Source organism: Eisenbergiella massiliensis, assembly GCF_003435485.1.
In genome coordinates, this window is sequence record NZ_QVLV01000002.1 from 16178 (window position 1) to 32705 (window position 16528).

The following is a 16528-nucleotide window of genomic DNA, read 5'->3' on the forward strand; positions in this document are numbered from 1 at the left end:
AAACTTCCAATTTCCGGTAATACTTCAGATAAAACCGGAAAGGAAGAGACTCTTTATGTTAAGAAGCTATCATCTGACCCATTTGACGGATACAGGCAAGGCTGAAAAAATTCTTCGTGAAATGGACGGTCTGGAAGGCGTCCGTTCGGTCAGTATTTCTGAGGATTTAAAGGAACTGGATGTGGAGGCTGAGGAAAACAGCTTCAGCCTGATTATGGACAGGACGGTAAATATCTGCAGAAGAGTAGCGGACGGCTGTGAAATAACCTTTATGTTTCGTTAACTGGCTTCTGGATTTGCATTTTTGATGAATGACCGACTGGGTCAATAACTTGTTTTGCTGCCGATACGGACATGTTCAGCACAAACCAGGTTTGGTCTCTACAAAAAATTATAGTAATTTTATAAGACAGTACAATATAAAGCGCCCGCTTACAGAAATGGGACTTTCCGTAAGCGGGCGCTTTTATGTCTGGAAAAATTAGTGTTTATTTATTATGGCTGAGCTTCTCTGACCTGCGGAAACGATTAATGGTAGATACGGAACACACCGAACACCTTACCGAGGATCTTACAGTCATTTACAATAATGGGAGCCATGTTGTCATTCTCCGGCTGCAGGCGGATATGGCCTTTTTCCCTGTAAAAGGTCTTGACCGTTGCGGAATCGTCAATCAGGGCAACCACCATATCGCCGTTCCTAGCCGTAGCACAGCTCTGTACGAATATCTGATCGCCGTTATTGATTCCCGCGTTGACCATGGAATCCCCGCGTACCTTTAAGATAAATGAGGGTTCTCCGGTCGGTATATACTCTGCGGGGATTGGAAAGTAGCTTTCAATATTCTCTTCCGCAAGTATGGGCTGCCCGGCTGCTACATTGCCGACCACAGGCAGGCTCACCAGCTCGGTCCTGACCATCTGGAAGCTGTCGTCACAAATCTCAATCGCACGGGGCTTGGTGGGATCTCTTCTGATGTATCCGTTCTTCTCCAGCGTCTCCAGGTGGGAGTGCACGGAAGAGGTGGATTTCAGGTGAACCGCCTCACAGATTTCCCTTACTGCCGGCGGATATCCCCTTTCCAGTATCTGTTCTTTTATGTAGTCCAGGATTTCTTTCTGCTTTGCAGTAATTTTGCCCTGTGCCATATTTCATCCTCCTTTAAATTCCTGACAGACACCGGTAGTATCCTGCCGGTGCCGTTTTTTTTAGTATATCATAGGGAAAATTAAAAAGCAAACATATATTCCGAATGACTGTTCGATTTTTTGTCCCCGGGTATTGACAATCGAATCTATGTTCGATATAATACAAAGCATAAAGAACGTGTGTTCGTTGCACCTGTTCGGACAGGTCAGGAGGGGCAGATCATGATTGAGGAAAGAATTCGTCTTAACAGAATCAGAAGAGAACAGGAGCTCAGACGGCATATCCTTCTTTTTGTCGTATCTGCCGCCATTATACTTGTTCTTGCTATTGCCGGCGGCAGCTTCATATCCAGGGCACAGGCTCCCGGGGAGACCGTTTATTATAAATATTTTACCAGCATCCGTATTGAATCGGGAGATTCGCTCTGGACACTTGCCGACACCTATGCGGATGGGAATTTTGAATCCAGGGAAGCGTTTATCAGGGAAGTAATCCGGACGAACCATCTCCTGGATGAGAATATTAACGCAGGAGACTACCTGATCATCCCGTACTATTCGGCAGAATTCAAGTAACTGCCACAGAGCTTGCCAGTTTGATATATAAGAGCTTTTACACTGCCTGATTTCCGTAAAACCAAAGAGTTTCTTTAGAAATTCTTTGGTTTTTTCTGTATGGATTTTTCAGTTTTCTGGTCTATTCTGTTTATAAACCTGATTGTGCCTTTTCCCCGGATGTACTTTACGTTACAGCTTAGCCTGCGGCTGCCCTGTAACTGCTTTACCACTGTTTACCTCTTACGATTTTGTAATTTAGAGGAAAAAAGGAGGAAAGTATGCTATAATATTTTAAAAATGCGGCCGGATAGCTGCAAAAATTGCTGACAGCAGAGGGAGGATGTTAAAATTGGAAGCAAACCGTATATTGGTAGTTGAGGACGACCGGGATATCCGAGAAGGAATTGAAATATATCTTAGGAATCAGGGCTATGTGGTATTTCAGGCCGGAGATGGAGTGGAAGGCCTGGAAATTATTAGACGGGAAGAGATTCATCTTGCTATTGTAGATATTATGATGCCCCGAATGGACGGCATTACCATGATGATGAAGGTAAGAGATAAGGGATATGATTTCCCTGTTATCATGCTTTCAGCCAAATCTGAAGAGGTTGATAAAATCATGGGGCTGAATATGGGCGCTGATGATTACGTGACAAAACCGTTTACTACCATGGAGCTGCTGGCCAGGGTAAATTCCCATCTGCGCCGCTACAGCCGTTATCTGGACGCCGTAAACAAAGCCGCAGAGCCGGAAAATGATACATATCATTGTCTGGGCGGCATTGAGGTTAACGAGGAAACAGTGGAAGTTTTTGTAGACGGCAATCCTGTGAAGCTTACGCCTATCGAATTCAAGATATTGCTTCTTCTCATAAAAAATCCGGGACGGGTATTCAGTGCAGATGAAATATATGAACGTATCTGGAACGAAAAAGCAATCAACACAGATACTATTATGGTCCATATCCGCAAAATCAGGGAGAAAATCGAAATCGATCCTAAAAATCCGAAATATCTAAAGGTGGTGTGGGGCGTTGGATACAAAATGGAAAAGCAATAAAAAAAGCTCTTTTCTGCTGCCGGTAATTGCGATCAGTGCGGCTGCCAGCATTCTTTTCATGAGTCTGTTTCCTCTTTTTCAGAAAAAGGCGGAAGAAAGCTATATTGATCCTCTTACAGAACAGGACTTTATAAGCGACCTGTTTTCAATCAATCTGGTCCAATATAAATACCTTCGTGAAAAAGCAGATCAAAAGCAATATGAATACTCGGATCTTTATCTTGATATTGAGATGCCGGCATCAGATAATCCCTCAGATTCCTATATGGATTCCAGCATACAGTCCTTCCTTGCTCTGCAGAGGGAGGCGATTAACAGCCAGTGTACGTCCTATGAAAGCATGCTGAGTTCCCTCAGTGAAATGATGGATTATTATGTTGAGGATTTGAATACCGGAACTGTTATCTCAAACAGCGGATCCGGCCTGCCTGATGCAGTGGGCGGAGAGGATTCTTCCGATAAGCAGGCGAATTCCGAGTATATGTATTACCTGAATCTGCAGTATGACAGCGCCGGCAATATCACCAATGTCAATGTAAAGTGCCGGAATAATGCAAAACAGTTTTTAAGCCGCGTCCAGAATGCAGGGCATGAGTTCCCTCTGAAGCTGAGTAAGGAAACTCCCAACGGGTATTCTTATTCCTATGATTATGATGCTGAGGTGAATGGCCGTGTTGCCGAGTATACGCTTTACAGCGATGATTATGAAACCGCTTCCTCACCAACGCTCCGGCTGAGCATATCCTCGCCGGCTGATATGAGAATTATTTATGGCCTGACACAGGCGCAGTATACGGAGCTGATGAAGCCTGACAATTATTATGTTTATATGGCAAATTTCCAGAGCATGCATTTTGCGGGGCGGGACAGTTATTTTGAAGCGGGTATCGCTCCGGCCTATCTGGCCTTTATATTGGCGATGGCCCTGGCCGGCTTTCTCCTCTGTCGGAAGAAAAGCCTTCGCTCAGAGGAGCTGCTGCCGCTCATCAGCCGTATTCCGTTAGAGTTTCTGACCGCTGCTGCCGTGGTTTTATTTTCCACTACATCCCTGGTTATCCAGTATATTTATGAATATCAAAACGACCTGTTTCTGCGCAATGTAAGGGCAGGAATCGGGGCCAACGGCAAGCTGGGCATTCTGCCCCTTGACAAAACAGTTATATTCCTCATGCTTACGGTCATTTTCATTGTTTCCTTCCTGATAGGCTCAAGTTTATCCGGTTTCCGAAAGGGCTTTCTGAAGGAGCACAGCCTGATTTGTAAATACTGGAACCGCATTGTTGGTAAGATACGCAGTCTGTGCCACAGCTTTTACACAGATCTGGTGACCTATGATATCGGGACGGATGCCAACAGCATTATTATAAAGGTAATCCTTGTAAATTTTGCCATCCTTCTTGTTATATGCTGCTTCTGGTTTGCCGGTATATTTGGCCTGGTTATTTATTCAGTCATCATTTACTTTATTCTGAAAAGATATGTGAAGGATATCCAGAGCAAATACCGGAAGCTGCTGGGTGCTACCCGTTCTATTGCCCAGGGCAATCTGGATACTGCGCTTTCCGAGGATTTCGGTATATTCGAAAGCTATAAATCACAGCTGCGGCAGATTCAGATGGACTTCAAACGCGCAGTGGATGAAGAAGTAAAGAGTCAGCGCATGAAGACAGAGCTGATCACCAATGTGTCCCATGACCTGAAGACGCCTCTGACCGCTATTATTACCTATATAGAGCTGCTCAGGGAACCGGATATTACAGAGGAAAAGAAAACGGAATATCTGGATATCCTGCAGCGCAAGTCCAACCGGCTGAAGGTGCTGATAGAGGATTTGTTTGAAATCAGCAAGGCCAGCAGCAAATCCGTAACCCTGCAGATTGTGGACGTGGATATCTGCAACCTGCTACGGCAGGCTTATCTGGAACAGGATGACCGTATTGAAGCTGCCGGGCTGGATTTTAAATTCAACCTGCCAGAGGAACGGATTATCCTTCCTCTGGACAGCCAGAAAACCTACAGGATCTTTGACAATCTGTACAGCAATATCATCAAATACGCCCTTAGTGGGACCAGGGTTTATGTCAATCTGAAAGATGAAAGCGATTATGTGAGGGTAGAGCTGAAGAATATTTCTGCAACGGAGCTGTCCGTCGCCCCTGAAGAGCTGACAGAACGTTTTGTCAGAGGAGATGATTCCAGAAATACGGAAGGCAGCGGACTCGGCCTGGCAATTGCCAAGAGTTTTGCCGAGCTGCAGGGAGGTTCCATGCAGATTGCCATAGACGGCGACCTGTTTAAGGTAATCCTCCGGTTTAAGAAGAAAGCCGTTTCCATACAGGAAGAAAAGCCTGAGCAAAATAACGTGCTTACCGGTGAAGGCAGTACTTTTTCCAGGCAGCAGATGCCTTATCCCGTACAGAATCCCCAGGGTTATTATGGCGGGCCAGGTACGTACAATAACCCCTCCGCGCAGAACTTTTACGGTGGGTATCCCGGAATGTACGGAAGCGCCCAGGGAATGCCCCGCACAGGAAATTACGGCGCCGGGCAGGAAATGCCCCGCACCGGCTATGGCGCCGGCCGGCCAATAAACGGCAGCGGTTATGGCGCTGCGCCTTACAATGGCGGAAGCTATCCGGGCGGAGGACGCATGGGAACGCAGCCTGCGCCTGATACAGCCTGGCAGAATCCACGGCCTCCTTTTTCACAGGAGGGAATGAACTCCCAGCCTGCAGCTGTGCCGCAGGAAGCATCGGAGCCAAAAGGTTCCTTCTTTAAAAAAAGGATCAGAAAAGAACGGAAGAAAAATCAGACAGAGGAAGAATAAATACCAAAACCGCTGCACCGCCTGTACGTGCAGCGGTTTTCGGCATGTATTGAAAGTAATCGGAGAAGCTATTTATGAAAACAATCTTACTTTTGGAAGATGATGAAAATCTGAACAGAGGCATTTCACTGAGGCTGGAAAAGGAAGGCTACCGTGTGCTGCCAGCCTTTCATATTTCCCAGGCACGCAGGCTGTTTCATGAGAATGAGGTATCACTGATCATAAGTGACATCACTCTTCCGGACGGCAGCGGACTGGATTTTGGCCGTGAGGTAAGAAAAAGCAGCAGCGTATACCTGATTTTCCTCACCGCGCTGAATCAGGAAATTGATATTGTAAGCGGTTATGATATTGGTGCGGATGATTATATTACCAAGCCGTTCAGCCTGATCATACTTCTTTCCAAGGTAAATGCCCTGATGAAGCGTGTGGAAACACCGGCCGGCTGCCGTCTTTGTTCCGGCGATATCTGTCTTGATTACCGGGAAATGAAGGTATGGCAGGGGGATGTCCCTGTGGATCTGAGCAAAAAGGAATGGCTGCTGCTGGCGTATTTTATGGAAAATCCCAGACAGATTCTCACAAAGGAACAGCTTCTGGATGCAGTTTGGGGGCAGGATGGTCAATTCGTAGACGACAATACCGTGCCGGTCAATATCAGCAGGTTGCGCGGGAAGCTTGGCGGGGATTTCATTCAAAATGTCAGGGGGATGGGGTATCTATGGACAAATTCCGTAACAAAAGAATTCTGAGCCTTACGGCGGCAGCAGCCCTTGCTATGGGCTGTCTGCTTCTTTTTGGCTCTCTCGCCTGGAATCTGGAAAAAAGGGAACGCATGCTTCTTGGGTTTATGTCCGCCCAGGCGCCGGAGCAGGCCGGAGAATTCCTGGATGAAATAAACCGCCGGGATTTTTATTACCAGGCAGGACGGGAACTGGAAAAACGTTATGGTTATCATGCCTTCAACAGGTCTGCGACTTTATTGGTTGGCAGATATTTTTTCCTGTTCTGCGTTCTTTCAGGTACTGCCGGCGTTCTGTGCTTTCTGGCTCTCAGGAGCAGTGATGTGCGCCGCCGCAGGCTGGAGGACGAGTATCAGGAGCTGAAGCAAAAGATGCGGACGCAGGAAGAAAAAAATCAGCTTGTCACGGACAGATTACGTAAAGAGGAAGGAAAGACCAAGGCTCTGATTACAGATATTTCCCATCAGCTGAAAAATCCGCTGGCCTCTCTGAAAATGAGCTATGAGCTGGCAGATACCGAGAGCCTGACATTGGAGGAGCAGCGAAGCTTCGTGAAGCAGGGCTTTGCGGAAATTTTGAAAATTGAGAACCTGCTGGATACCTTTTTGCAGCTTTCCCGCCTGGAAGCCCATATGATATGTATACAGCCGGTGGATTCCGGTCTGAAGGATACTATCATCCAGTCGGTAAACAGAGTTTACATGAAGGCGTTCCGGAAAGAGATATCCATAGAACTGAACGACTTTACGGACTTCGTGCTTCCCCATGATCCCAAATGGACCCAGGAAGCCCTGATTAACCTGCTGGACAATGCGATTAAATATTCTCCTTCCGGCAGCCATATCGAAATACGGGTGATACCTGTGGTGAGCTACATTTTTATAGAGGTGGAGGATGAAGGGATCGGCATTCCCGCAAGTGAGTATTCCCATATATTCCAGCGCTTTTACCGCGGGGCTTCTTTGCAGGTCAGGCAGGAGGAGGGGAGCGGGGTAGGACTTTACCTGACCCGGAAAATCCTTGAGGAACAGGGCGGAACCATTCGCGTTAAGAAAGGGAAAAAGGGCTCCGTCTTTCAGCTTACGCTGCCCAAACGCCGGTTTGGAATAGCAGATGATAAATAGAATAATCCGTGTCATTCTTACAATTTTGTTATTCTTTTTGCAATCCTTCTGTAAGAATCGGGGGCTATGATGGAATGATAAAGGATAACACAGAAAGGATGACTGTTTATGAAACATTTGCAATCAGACAAGGACAGCCGGCAGATGGCGGGACAGCAGCCGGAGGGGCAGCGCTATCCCATCGTGCTCACCAGGGATCTTGTAAAATATTATGGAAGCGGTGAAAATCTGGTCCGGGCCATTGACCATACCTCTTTGGATTTGCAGAGGGGAGAATTTACGGCGATTGTAGGGCGTTCCGGCTCGGGAAAAAGTACGCTTCTGCATATGCTCGGCGGACTCGACCGTCCTGATTCCGGGAAGGTCTTGATTGAAGGACAGGATATTTCTTGCCTGAAGGATGAAGAACTGGCCAGATTCCGCCGGCGGAAAATAGGATTCATTTTCCAGGATTACAATCTGGTTCCTTCCCTGAATGTATGGGAAAATATCGTTCTGCCCATAGGACTTGACGGAAAGAAGGCTGATAAGGAGTTTGTTTCTTCCATTGTGGAACGTATTGGTATCCAGGATAAACTCAGGGCGCTTCCAAACACTCTGTCCGGCGGACAGCAGCAGCGGGTTGCCATCGCGCGCGCCCTGGCGGCCCGGCCGGCCATCATACTTGCCGACGAACCTACCGGCAACCTGGATTCCAAAACGGAGCTGGAGGTAATCGCACTCCTGAAATCCTGTGTTAATGATTACTGTCAGACGCTTGTGGTCATTACTCATGATGAAACTATCGCCCAAATGGCGGATCGCATCCTGATTATAGAAGACGGGAAGGTGGTGAGCGAATGAATACCATCAATGCAACCGCCTGTGCGAACCTGAAATTGAACAGAGGGAGGAACCTTCTCACCGGGATCGCCATCATGCTCACCGCATTCCTTATTTTTTCCATTACCACCCTGGGAAGCGGTGTGATCCGGTTTCAGTTCCATGCGGCCAATCAGCTGTACCCGACTTATCATATCATGTACCGTGATGTCCCGGAACAGACTGCCGCAGAGCTGGCGCGCAGCGCAGATATTGAGAAGCTGGGGCTGAGGCAGGATACGGCACAGATACGGCAGGAAGATACCATATGCCGGCTGATATACCTGGATGAAACGGGAAGGGAGCTTGGCAGGATAGATTTGGAAAACGGCAGTTTTCCTGTTGAAAAAAATGAGATCGCTGTTTCCCGGGGCATGCTGCAGGCCTTTTCCATTTCTGGTTCAGCGGATATCGGAGATGAGATAACACTGCCTGTCCAGCCGATAGAAGCCCATGGGCTTGGCTTTGAGCAGGAGTATACCTTTACCATATGCGGTATTTTGCCCACGCCGGAAGCTGAAGAGGATAACCGGCTGTATTCCGCTCTGGTGTCAGAGCCGTTTGTCAGGGAACTGCTTCCTGCGTCAGAACGGCTGTACAGGGTTATGGTCCGTTTTTCAAATGCACGGTCCTACACCACGGATGCGATTATTCAGAAGGGGGAAAACATCGCTGAAGCTTTTTCCATTCCCAAAGGCAATATTTCCGAAAATTCCCCTTATCTGTTAGCGAACTATATTGATCCGACCTTTTATTCCGCTATTGCAGTGGTTCTTATTATCGTTGTACTTGCGGGCATTATTACGATTTACAGTATTTACTATGTATCTACCATGTACAAGGTACAGGAATACGGAAAACTGAAAGCGTTGGGGGCTACCTCAAAGCAGGTGCGCAGCATCGTTTTCAGGGAAGGAATGCTGACTGCGCTTCTGGCCATCCCTGTGGGACTGCTGACAGGGACAGGGGCCTCCTATGGCGCCTTTTCCTTTTTCCTGAATACCTTTTCCAGCAATGATGCGCTGGGAGAAGCGCTCAGGGCGGCGTTCAACAGCAGAGAGCTTCCGCTTCTGCAGGGATGGGTTTATTTCTTTGCAGCAGCAGTCACTCTGTTCACAACAGCCGTCTCCCTGCGCAGGCCGGTACGGATTGCCTCTAAAATATCGCCGGTGGAAGCCATGCGTTATGATGGTCCCGGCTGTCGGACAAAAGCAAAGCAGCGCAAAGGTTATGCGGATATCAGCCTTTTCCGTCTTGTCAGGGCCAATCTGTCACGCAACAGGAAACGGACGATGATCACGCTTGCCGCACTCAGTGTGACAGGGGTTTTGTTTCTGTCGGTATCCACCGTCCTTTCCTGCGCCAATCCTTCCGAAATCGCCCATGACCGGATTTTGTACGATTTTGAGCTTTCCATCTATTCTGTTTCCGGTGATAAAATGCGTCCTGAATTCGAATGGACATCCATTCAGCAGGACAATCCGCTGGATGCCGCGCTGGAAGAGCAGGTGCGAAGCATTCCCGGGGTTACAAAGCTGATCCGCCAGCTGAGTACCGATGTATTGCTTACGGATGTATATGACGGGGATGAGCTTTGGTCTACCTCTATTTCCGGCGTTCCCAAAGAGTTGGCGGATGCCATGGAAAAATCGGTGATTCAGGGGAAAATTTCCTATGAAGAGCTGCTTGACGGGGATAAAATAATACTGAACAAAAAAGCCTATAACTGGTCGCCGGAATGGCAGATCGGCAGCAGGATTTCCATGCTGATAGAGGACGGCGGCAGACAGATTCCGAAGACCTTCGTTGTCGCGGCAATTGCAGAACCGCCGGTTTACCTGAACTTCTATGCGCCCTTTATGGTTCCTTCTGAAGTGCTGGAAAAGCTGTGTGTAAACAATCAGACGTACCACTGGTCCATCCAGACGGAACCCGGGCAGTTAAAGGCGGCAGAGGCGCAGCTGCGTCAGATGGCTCAGGGAAACCAGTTCCTGAGGCTGAGAACTTTTGAAGAAGAGCTTGCGGAACGTGCCGAGCTTTCCGGCTTCACCTCGGCCATATGTTATCTGTTCCTTTCTATCCTGGGCGGAATCTGTATTATGAACCTGATAAACACCATGACCAACAGTGTTTACGTCCGCAGACGTGAGCTGGGAATGATGCAGGCGCTGGGCATGTCGGAAAAACAGCTGTCACGGCTGTTCCGGTTGGAGGGACTGTTCTATACGCTTGGCTCCCTCGCTTTTTCCACAGCCTTTGGGAGCCTGTTTGGTTATGTGTTTTACGTTAAAGCAAAGGATTCAGGTTTTTTAAGTATCGTAAGCTACCATTATCCATATACGCAGACGCTGGTTCTTTTTATTGCCATAGCGGCAATCCAGCTGCTCATGACCTGGATTCTGGCGCGCAGCTTCCGGAAGCAGAGCCTGATCAACAAGATACGTTTTTCCTGATGCGAAAGGCCATATAAGTCAGGCGCACCATAAATTAAGGGAACCGCGACGGTTACGGTTCCCTTAATTTTACGGCTTTGGCCGCTTTGCGTTTGTTTTCATCCTGCATGGCGGCATAATGCTTTCTTGTGGTATTCACATCCTTATGTCCAAGCACATCGGCAACCAGATAAATATCCCCGGTTTCCTGGTACAGGGTGGTGCCGTAGGTACTGCGCAGCTTATGAGGGGTGATTTTTTTCAGGGTGGTTACCCTGGAGGCATATTTTTTCACCAGATTCTCCACGCTGCGGACTGTAATTCTGCGGTTCTGCATGGACAGGAAAAAAGCGTTCTCATGACCGCTCAGAGGAATGATGCGCTCACGTTCTTCCAGATAATCATAAAGGGCATCCTCCACCTCTTCGCCGAAATAAACGATATCCTCGTAGCCGCCCTTCCTGCGCACCTTCAGCCGCTGGTTGTCAAAATCCACATCCTGGATATCCAGGCCCACGCATTCGGACACACGGATTCCGGTGCCAAGAAGAAGCGTCAGCAGCGCCAGATCCCTGGTTTTTGTCTTGTTGTGGTAGCGCTGTTCGTTTTTTGTCAGCCTGCCGCCGTCCTCCACCTCATCCAGAAGGACTGCCACTTCATTTGGGTCCATACGGATGATTTCCTTGTCGTGAAGCTTGGGAAGAGGCACCAGAACGGCAGGATTATTTTCTATCAGCTCATTTCTGTAATAGTAATTGTAAAAGCTGCGCAGGGAGGCCAGCTTTCTCTTTTTTCCCCGTTCGTCATTCGTGTACTCCACGCCGTCCTTCACATAATAGGAGAGGTATTCCATGTATTCTTCAATATCCTCCCTGCCGATTTCATCCAGAATGGACAGCGGAAAGTCAACGATATCCTTTTTCCGGTATACGCCGTTCGTCTCATGGATGAATTCAAAGAAGACGCCCAAATCATAGGCGTAGGCGATTCGCGTTCTGGAGGCCGTGGTATTCTCGATCCCGCGGAAAAACTGTTTGCAGAAGGGCGGGAGAGCAGCGAGCAGCTCCCGGAGCTTCAATATGTTTTTTTTATTTAATTCGTCATGATAGTTTTTATTCTCTGCCATTTTTCTTTTTCCTCCGCTGCAGTCCCTCCGTTGCCATGATCTTTGTGGAATGGTGGTACGATTGTTACCTGCGGCTGGTGTCCGGCGGCGGCCAGCCTGTCATTCCGCCGTCCTGGATGGCTGTAAACATGCGTTCCTTCACGCCGGGATTTTCCTGGTTCAGTTTCTTAAGCAGCTGCTTCACATATTCCCGTTTGGTATAGCCGTCGGCGGGACAGGGGCTTTTTACCACAGGGACCTGGTTCTTATTCACAAAGCCGATGACATCCGCTTCATTCATATACATGAGCGGCCTTATCACCGTCAAATCCATCCGGTCCAGATAGGTGACCGGGCTGAAGGTATGGAAGCGGCCTTCGTAAATCAGGCTCATCAGCATGGTTTCCACCACATCGTCCTTATGATGGGCATAGGCAACCTTATTGCAGCCTTCCTTCTTGATGGCCTCATTTAAGGCTCCTTTTCTCATTTTAGCACAAAGGGAGCAGGGATTGGACTCTTTTCTCTGATCAAAAATAATATCTGCAATATCCGTTTTCACAATAGTATATGGAATTTGCAGTTCGTCGGCGCAGATGCTTTCAATACGGCTTAAATCCAGATTGCCGAAGCCCAGATCCACAGTCACCGCATGGATATCGAACTTCTGCGGATAAAAGCGGCGCAGGCCGTGCAGCGCATATAAAAGCGTCAGGGAATCCTTTCCTCCGGAAATACCCACCGCAATTTTATCTCCGTCGGCGATCATATGGTAATCATCCACAGCCTTGCGGACATAGCTTAAAACCTGTTGCAGTCTCATAAATCATCCTTTCTTTTGTAACACGTGTCTCTTTATAAATCCTGAATAGATATTATACAATTATTTTAGAGAAATTTCATTAATTTTGCTTAATTTTTTAATGCGGGTGTTATATAATAGATATCGTGCACACCTGTATCCGGGTTCCTGCCGACAATACTTAAACAAAAGGAGACCATGCAATTATGAAATTCCGCTGGGACAAAAAATATCTCTATTGGGGCATCACGGCCCTTCTGGTCATAGGAGCCAGCATATGCCTCTTTTTCCTGATGTTCCGGGGCGCCAATTTCAAGGACGGAGTCTCCAAAATCATCGCTATTTCCATGCCCATCATCGATGGCCTGATTCTTGCCTATCTGCTCACTCCGGTTCTGAATTTTATTGAACATAAGGCTCTTAAGTATATTTTCAAGAAAAAGCGTGGGGATATGACTGAAAAGCAGCGCAAAATGCTGCGAATGTCCGCCATTACGCTTACCTTGCTGTTTGTTGTTTTTATCATTTACGCATTCTGTTCCATGGTGCTTCCTCAGTTATTCAAGAGTATACAGAGCATTGTATTTCAATTTCCTGTATATGTGAACAACCTTACCGTCTGGCTGGAAAAGGTCCTGGCGGACAACCCTGATGTGGAGACTTTTATCAACGATCTCATCAGCACATATACACCTGAATTGAAAAACTGGATGAATGAAACCCTGCTGCCTCAGATGAACGCCGTACTCAAGGTAGTTTCCAACTACGCGTTCAGCCTTCTGAAGGCCATGTGGAACCTGATAATCGGTCTGATTATTTCGGTATACATCATGGGGAGCAAGGAAAAATTTTTCGGACAGGCAAAGAAAACTGTGTATGCGGCCATGGATATCAAGCGTGCCAATGCTTTTATTGAAGACATCCGTTTCGTGCACCGCACCTTCGGCGGTTTTATCAGCGGCAAGCTTTTGGATTCCCTGATTATCGGAATTCTCTGTTTTGCAGGAACCAGTATTATGGGTACGCCTTACCCCGTGCTTATCAGCGTTATTATCGGCGTTACCAATATCGTTCCCTTTTTCGGGCCCTATCTGGGCGCCATTCCCAGTGCGGTCCTGATATTGATGATCGATCCGATGCAGTGTCTCTATTTCCTGATTTTTATCCTGATTCTGCAGCAGTTTGACGGCAATATCCTCGGACCCAAAATTCTTGGCGATTCCACGGGGCTTTCCAGCTTCTGGGTAATCTTTTCGATCACCCTGTTCGGCGGTATCATGGGAGTTCCCGGAATGGTAATCGGTGTTCCGACCTTTGCTGTAATTTATGCTTTGTGCAGGCGCCGCATCAACCGTAATCTGAAGAAAAAGAATCTGCCTACAGAAACGGACGAATATAAAAACCTGGGAAGTATTAAAGAAGGCAGCAGGGAATTCGTTCCTTACCAGCCGGAAAATGTGGATGGCAAGCCGGCGGAGAAGGCAGGGTCCGCTTCAGAGTCTTCTGTAAAGGGAACGGATGACGACAGGGAAGATAAGTGAATTGAAAGAGATGGTTTAATTAATTATGATAATTACAGATTTCAGATATGAGCACATTCCGGAGGCGGAGGCGCTGGCGCTGTCCTGCTATGATGAGGAGCGCAGAGAGGTTCCGGCTCTGCCGGAAATCCATTCGGTGCCGGCCCTGAAAGACTTTGCAGACAATCATATGGGGGCAGCAGCCCTTGAAAATGGGCGGCTGGTTGGCTTTTTGTGTTCGGTTGCCCCTTTTGATAATGTATTTCGATCCACGGATGTGAAAGGTGTTTTTTCACCTATGCTGGCCAATGCTGCCATATTGGAAAACAGGGCCGCAATTTATGCCGCATTGTATCAGTACGCTGCGCTTAAGTGGGTGCAGGCGGGAGCGTACAGCCATGCGGTCTGCCTTTATGCCCATGATGAAGCTGCCTTGGGGCAGTTTTTCCGTTATGGATTCGGCCTGCGCTGCGTGGATTCAATCCGGACAATGCAGCGGTTGGATACAATGCAGCAGTTGGATACGATGCGGCGGATGGATGGGCAACGGCTTTTGAAGAGTGGGAGCGCTCATGAGGGAAAGACAGGTATGTCGTCTTTGGGGGGATTTGTTTTTACGGAGCTGAAACCAGAGGAATATTGCCAAATATATCCACTTGAAAGCATGCTGAACAGTCACTACCGGAAAAGCCCTTTTTTTATGAACCGCAGGCTGGAAAGCTGTGAAGAATTTTGTGAGGAATGTGTGAGGAATAAAGACAGATGCTTTGCCGCGTTCCAAAAGGGGGAGCCATGTGCATACCTGAAACTTTCAGATACAGGGGAAACCTTCATTACGCAGGCTTCCGACTATATTCATATTACAGGCGCATTTTGCCTGCCGGAATATAGGGGAAGAGGACTGTATCAAAATTTGCTGGACTATGCTGTGGATATTCTGGAAAAAGAAGGATATACGCGCCTTGGCGTAGATTTTGAAAGCATAAACCCAACAGCCGATAGATTCTGGTCCAAATATTTTACTGCCTATACCCAGGGCGTTGTACGCCGTATTGATGAACGGATTGGGCAAGTCATTATTCCGGAATAAATGAATATTACATACAGGAGATTATACATCATGAAATTTGTGATTCAAAGAGTAACCGGCGCCAGCGTTTCTGTGGAAGGAGAAACTGTTGGAGCCATCAGGAACGGTTTCCTGGTGCTTATCGGTGTAACTGATACCGATACGGAGGCTGTTGCCGATAAAATGCTTCGTAAAATGCTGAACCTCAGAATCTTTGAAGATGAAAACGGAAAAACCAATCTGGCGCTCAAGGACGTAAACGGAAGTCTTTTGCTCGTTTCCCAGTTTACCCTGTATGCCGACTGCAGAAAGGGTAACAGGCCGTCTTTTGTGAAGGCAGGGGCGCCGGAACATGCAAAGCAGCTGTATGAATATATTATTGAAGAATGCCGTAAGGAATGCGGTAATGTGCAGTGTGGAATTTTTGGTGCGCATATGAAAATAGAACTGGTGAATGACGGGCCGTTTACCGTTGTGCTTGATTCAGAGGAGCTGATGTAAACAGGACGGGGAAATTCACGCAAAAGGTTTACATAATATTGTTATGTAAACCTTTTGCGTGAATTGTTATATTTTGCTGTTTATAATCAATTGCGCGCCGGAGATTTCGCATTGCAACATTTCGTTAAACTTCTTGGCTCGCAAATTTTTTCCTGGGAGGATTCTGTATTGACAATAACTCATAAAGGTTCTGTGGTGCTTGAAACTGAACGTCTTATCCTTCGCCGGTTTACTATTGACGATCTTGAGCCGGTTTTTAATAACTGCTGGAGCAAGTCTGAGGTTTGGCAGTGGACAAATTATAAGCCTATGAAAACCACCGAAGATGTTGTTAAGACTGCGGAGATGTTTACTGAGGAATGGCTGGGCGCATATTCCCGGCCAAACAGATACAGCTGGGCAATCCAGATGAAAGCGTCCGGCGATGTCATCGGCAGGTTCTTCGGCATGCACCCGGAGGATCGGCTTAAACAAATTGAACTTGCGTATGAAATCGGCCCTGACTGGTGGAACCAGGGCTACATGACCGAAGCGGTAAAAAGAGTTCTGGACTACTTTTTCCGTGAGATTGGCTTTAACCGGGTTTATGCCTACCATGCTCATGAAAACCCTGCTTCCGGCAGAGTGATGCAGAAATGCGGGATGCTTTACGAGGGCACTATGCGCCAGGCCTGCCTGTGTAACCGCGGTATCTTTGATAAGGTGAATTACGCAATTCTTGCAGAGGACTATTTTGGCAGGCAGAAAATGGGAAAGGACGGTTGAAAGCGCTAT

Annotated in this window: 15 protein-coding genes; 12 read left to right on the forward strand and 3 right to left on the reverse strand. The window is 47.5% G+C overall.

The features are described 5' to 3' along the window. Positions 1 to 55: 55 nt before the first annotated feature. Positions 56 to 283: a hypothetical protein gene (locus DXC51_RS02685; RefSeq protein ID WP_035323601.1), complete on the forward strand. Its 228-nt coding sequence runs from the start codon at positions 56 to 58 to the stop codon at positions 281 to 283. Positions 284 to 528: 245 nt separating this feature from the next. On the opposite strand, the gene lexA is transcribed toward DXC51_RS02685, so the two are convergent. Beyond that, positions 529 to 1149 carry a transcriptional repressor LexA gene (gene lexA / locus DXC51_RS02690; protein WP_021639143.1) on the reverse strand — a complete coding sequence of 207 codons (621 nt, stop codon included), beginning with the start codon at positions 1147 to 1149 and terminating at the stop codon, positions 529 to 531. Positions 1150 to 1371: 222 nt separating this feature from the next. Between lexA and yneA the strand changes: the two genes are divergently transcribed. The 7 genes from yneA (at position 1372) to DXC51_RS02725 (ending at position 10778) form a co-directional block, all read left to right on the forward strand. Continuing rightward, positions 1372 to 1725, forward strand: a complete 354-nt coding sequence (gene yneA, locus DXC51_RS02695) for a cell division suppressor protein YneA (RefSeq protein ID WP_025489924.1) — start codon at positions 1372 to 1374, stop codon at positions 1723 to 1725. A 331-nt stretch (positions 1726 to 2056) separates the two neighbouring features. Then, positions 2057 to 2770: a response regulator transcription factor gene (locus tag DXC51_RS02700; protein WP_025489923.1), complete on the forward strand. Its 714-nt coding sequence runs from the start codon at positions 2057 to 2059 to the stop codon at positions 2768 to 2770. Continuing rightward, positions 2745 to 5597 (forward strand): histidine kinase dimerization/phospho-acceptor domain-containing protein, encoded by a 2853-nt coding sequence (locus tag DXC51_RS02705; protein WP_117543628.1) that lies wholly within the window; start codon positions 2745 to 2747, stop codon positions 5595 to 5597. The genes DXC51_RS02700 and DXC51_RS02705 overlap by 26 nt, the downstream gene beginning before the upstream one ends. A 74-nt stretch (positions 5598 to 5671) precedes the next feature. Next, entirely contained in the window at positions 5672 to 6349 is a 678-nt protein-coding gene (locus tag DXC51_RS02710; protein ID WP_117543630.1) for a response regulator transcription factor, read from the forward strand. Further along, a complete protein-coding gene (locus DXC51_RS02715) occupies positions 6319 to 7464 on the forward strand; it encodes a sensor histidine kinase (RefSeq protein WP_051358460.1) in 1146 nt (381 codons plus the stop codon). Before DXC51_RS02710 ends, DXC51_RS02715 begins: the two co-directional genes overlap by 31 nt. 144 nt (positions 7465 to 7608) lie before the next feature. Continuing rightward, complete coding sequence (locus DXC51_RS02720; protein ID WP_102290259.1) at positions 7609 to 8307, forward strand: ABC transporter ATP-binding protein; 699 nt, start codon at positions 7609 to 7611, stop codon at positions 8305 to 8307. Continuing rightward, entirely contained in the window at positions 8304 to 10778 is a 2475-nt protein-coding gene (locus tag DXC51_RS02725; RefSeq protein ID WP_117543632.1) for an ABC transporter permease, read from the forward strand. Before DXC51_RS02720 ends, DXC51_RS02725 begins: the two co-directional genes overlap by 4 nt. Before the next feature lie 52 nt (positions 10779 to 10830). On the opposite strand, the gene DXC51_RS02730 is transcribed toward DXC51_RS02725, so the two are convergent. Both DXC51_RS02730 and DXC51_RS02735 read right to left on the reverse strand, forming a co-directional pair. Further along, the gene (locus DXC51_RS02730; RefSeq protein WP_035323654.1) at positions 10831 to 11883 is read right to left on the reverse strand and encodes a tyrosine-type recombinase/integrase; all 1053 of its coding nucleotides are present in this window, start codon (positions 11881 to 11883) and stop codon (positions 10831 to 10833) included. Positions 11884 to 11947: 64 nt separating this feature from the next. Further along, a complete protein-coding gene (locus DXC51_RS02735; protein ID WP_117543634.1) occupies positions 11948 to 12685 on the reverse strand; it encodes a tRNA lysidine(34) synthetase in 738 nt (245 codons plus the stop codon). A 185-nt stretch (positions 12686 to 12870) separates the two neighbouring features. Here DXC51_RS02735 and DXC51_RS02740 point away from each other — a divergent pair, with 185 nt between their 5' ends. From DXC51_RS02740 to DXC51_RS02755, 4 genes are all read left to right on the forward strand, one after another. After that, positions 12871 to 14205, forward strand: a complete 1335-nt coding sequence (locus DXC51_RS02740) for an AI-2E family transporter (RefSeq protein WP_117543636.1) — start codon at positions 12871 to 12873, stop codon at positions 14203 to 14205. A 25-nt stretch (positions 14206 to 14230) separates the two neighbouring features. Further along, positions 14231 to 15274, forward strand: coding sequence for a GNAT family N-acetyltransferase (locus tag DXC51_RS02745; RefSeq protein ID WP_117543638.1), 1044 nt, complete (start codon positions 14231 to 14233; stop codon positions 15272 to 15274). Positions 15275 to 15304: 30 nt separating this feature from the next. Continuing rightward, on the forward strand, positions 15305 to 15754 hold the full coding sequence (dtd, locus tag DXC51_RS02750; RefSeq protein WP_025489912.1) for a D-aminoacyl-tRNA deacylase: 450 nt from the start codon (positions 15305 to 15307) through the stop codon (positions 15752 to 15754). Between the two features lie 168 nt (positions 15755 to 15922). Beyond that, complete coding sequence (locus DXC51_RS02755; RefSeq protein ID WP_180998239.1) at positions 15923 to 16519, forward strand: GNAT family N-acetyltransferase; 597 nt, start codon at positions 15923 to 15925, stop codon at positions 16517 to 16519. The last annotated feature ends 9 nt before the right edge of the window (positions 16520 to 16528 follow it).